This window comes from Methanobrevibacter sp., assembly GCF_045116495.1.
Taxonomy (GTDB): domain Archaea; phylum Methanobacteriota; class Methanobacteria; order Methanobacteriales; family Methanobacteriaceae; genus Methanocatella.
The window spans coordinates 1-3,141 of record NZ_JBGULU010000052.1 but is presented as its reverse complement, the minus strand read 5'-3'; the positions used below and the strand labels follow the sequence as shown (position 1 = coordinate 3,141).

1 protein-coding gene is annotated in these 3,141 nt (G+C 32.9%); it reads left to right on the top strand.

All coding sequences use genetic code 11. The features are described from left to right. The first annotated feature begins 184 nt into the window (after positions 1-184). Complete coding sequence (ppdK, locus tag ACJMLH_RS02590) at positions 185-2,863, top strand: pyruvate, phosphate dikinase (protein WP_405274441.1); 2,679 nt, start codon at positions 185-187, stop codon at positions 2,861-2,863. The last annotated feature ends 278 nt before the right edge of the window (positions 2,864-3,141 follow it).

Sequence of the window (3,141 nt, the reverse complement as noted above, 5' to 3'; positions counted from 1 at the left end):
CCCAATCCCCAATCCCCAATCCCCAATCCCCAATCCCCAATCCCCTTTTAATTTTATAAATATTAATTATTCTAGAATTAATTTTTAAATAAAAAATAATAAAAAATAATTTTATAATTATCTAATTAACAAAAAATGCATTATATATTCATATCCAATTAAATAATTTATATTAAAGAAAGAAATGAGCACTGAAGATGAAAATCATAAATGGGTTTATACCTATGGAGCTGGAAAAGCTGAAGGAAACCGTACACAAAGAAATCTTCTCGGAGGAAAAGGTGTAGGACTTCATGATATGTGTTCAATCGGAGTCCCAGTCCCACCAGGTTTTACCATTACCACTGAAGTTTGTACTTATTATTATGATCATGACAAAACTTATCCAAAAAAACTTGAAGGAGATATTCAAAATGGTATGCACCACATTGAAAGTATTGTTGGAAAAAAATTCGGAGATGAATCAGATCCTTTATTAGTCTCTGTTAGATCTGGTGCCAGAGTTTCAATGCCTGGTATGATGGATACTATTCTTAACCTTGGATTAAACGATAAAACTGTTGTTGGACTTCATACTAAAACTGGAAATGAAAGATTTGCTTATGACTCCTATAGAAGATTTATTCAAATGTTCGGAGATATTGTTATGGGTGTTCCCCATGCTGATTTCGAAAAAGTTTTACAAGGTGTTAAAACCAAAGTTGGTGTAAAACTTGATACTGAATTAAAAACTGAAGACCTTAAAGAAGTTATCTCTGGATATAAAAAATTAATTACTGAAAAAAAAGGACATGAATTCCCACAAGATGTCCAAGAACAATTAAAACAAGCTATTCATGCTGTTTTTGGTTCATGGAATAATCCAAGAGCAATTACTTATAGAAATATTAATGATATTCCACATACTTGGGGTACTGCTGTTAACATTGTTGCAATGGTCTTTGGTAACATGGGAGATACTTCAGCTACAGGAGTTGCATTCACCAGAAACCCAGCAACAGGAGAAAAAGTATTCTTCGGTGAATATTTAATCAATGCTCAAGGAGAAGATGTCGTCGCTGGTATTAGAACTCCTCAACAAATTTCTAATGCCGGAAAAGCTGCTCAAGGTTCAGATTTACCATCAATGGAAGAATCAATGCCTGAAATGTACAAAGAATTAAATGAAGTCAGAGAAAAATTAGAAAAGCACAACAAAGATATGCAAGATATTGAATTCACTATCCAAGAAGGAAAATTATATCTTTTACAATGCAGAAATGGTAAAAGAACTGCCAAAGCTGCCGTTAAAATTGCTGTTGACTTATTCAATGAAGGAATTATTGATAAAGATCAAGCTTTATTATTGATTGACCCAACTGCAATCAATCAACTTTTACACAGACAAATTGATCCTAAAGCTAAAAAAAGTATTCTTAGTAGAGGATTAAATGCTTCCCCTGGTGCTGCTTGTGGTACTATTGTTTTCACCGCAGAAGATGCTGAAAAAAAAGCTGTAGATGGACCAGTAATTTTATTAAGAGAAGAGACTTCACCAGATGATATCACTGGAATGCATGTCGCTAAAGGTGTTATCACTTCAAGAGGAGGTATGACCAGTCATGCTGCAGTCGTTGCCAGAGGTATGGGAGCCCCATGTATCACAGGATGTGGTGAAATGGTCATCAATTTCGAAAAAAAAGTTGTCTCATTCGGAAACAAAGAATTGAAAGAAGGAGATTGGATTTCAATGAGTGGAGATACCGGTGAAATTTATGAAGGCCAAGTACCCACTATTGAACCACAAATTTCTGGAGATTTCCAAACTATCATGAAATGGGCCGATGAAACACGTAGAATGCATATTGAAGCCAATGCTGAAACTCCAAAAGATGCTCAACAAGCCAGAGATTTCGGTGCTGAAGGTATTGGTCTTGTAAGAACTGAACATATGTTCTTTGATCCTAAAAGAATTGTTTCAATCAGAAAAATGATATTAGCTGATAATGATGAAGAAAAAAGAGCTGCTCTTGCCGAATTATTACCTTATCAAACTGGTGACTTCGAAGCCTTATTCAAAATTATGGATGGATATCCAGTTACTATCAGATTATTAGACCCTCCACTTCATGAATTTTTACCAAAAACTGACAAAGATATTAAAGAATTAGCTGAAGAAATCAAAGTTTCAGAAGAATTAATCAGAAAAAGAATTGTTACTTTACATGAATTAAATCCTATGTTAGGTAACAGAGGTTGCAGATTATGCATTTCCAGGCCAGAAATTACTGAAATGCAAGGAAAAGCCATTTTTACTGCTGCTATGAATGTTGCTAAACAAGGAGTTAAAGTATATCCACAAATTATGATTCCATTAGCTGTTTCCAAAAAAGAAATTTCAATCTTAAAAGATATTTTAGACAAAGAAAAAGCTGCCTTAGAAAAGGAACACAACGTTCAAATTCCATATGTTTTCGGTACTATGATTGAATTACCAAGAGCTTGCCTTAGAGCCGAAGAATTAGCTTCCTTAGCTCATTTCTTCTCTTTTGGTACAAATGATTTAACTCAAACTACTTTGGGTATTTCAAGAGATGATTTCTCTTTCAGAGATTGCTATAAAGACAATGGTATTTTCGATTCTGATCCATTTGCTGTTCTTGATGAAGAAGGTGTTGGTGAGCTGATAAAATTAGCTTGCTCAAGAGGTAAAAAAGTACAAAAAGAATTAAGAACTGGTATATGCGGAGAACACGGTGGAGATCCAAAATCTATCAGGTTTGCTGATGCTATTGGTATGGACTATGTTTCATGCTCACCTTTCAGAATTCCCATTGCCAGACTTGCTGCTGCCCAAGCTGTTGTCTTGAATAAAAGAAAATAAATTCGATATTAATTTTCATTTAATAAATATTATTTAAATCAAGAAGTTTAATATTGAAAAACTTTTAAAGGATTTATAAACAATTAATTATTTTCTTTTTTATTAATTTTTATTAATTTATTTAATTTTTAATTTAATTAATTTTTAAATGAATTATTTTATTTAATTTTTTTTAATTAATATAATTATATTTTATAAAAAATTTTAAATATTATATGGGGTTTGGGGATTGGGGATTGGGGATTGGGGATTGGGGATTGGGGGATTGGGGATTGGGG

Coding starts and splice junctions, on each gene's coding strand:
- ppdK (WP_405274441.1), top strand. CDS start 185: ATGAGCACTGAAGATGAAAATCATAAATGGGTTTATACCTATGGAGCT.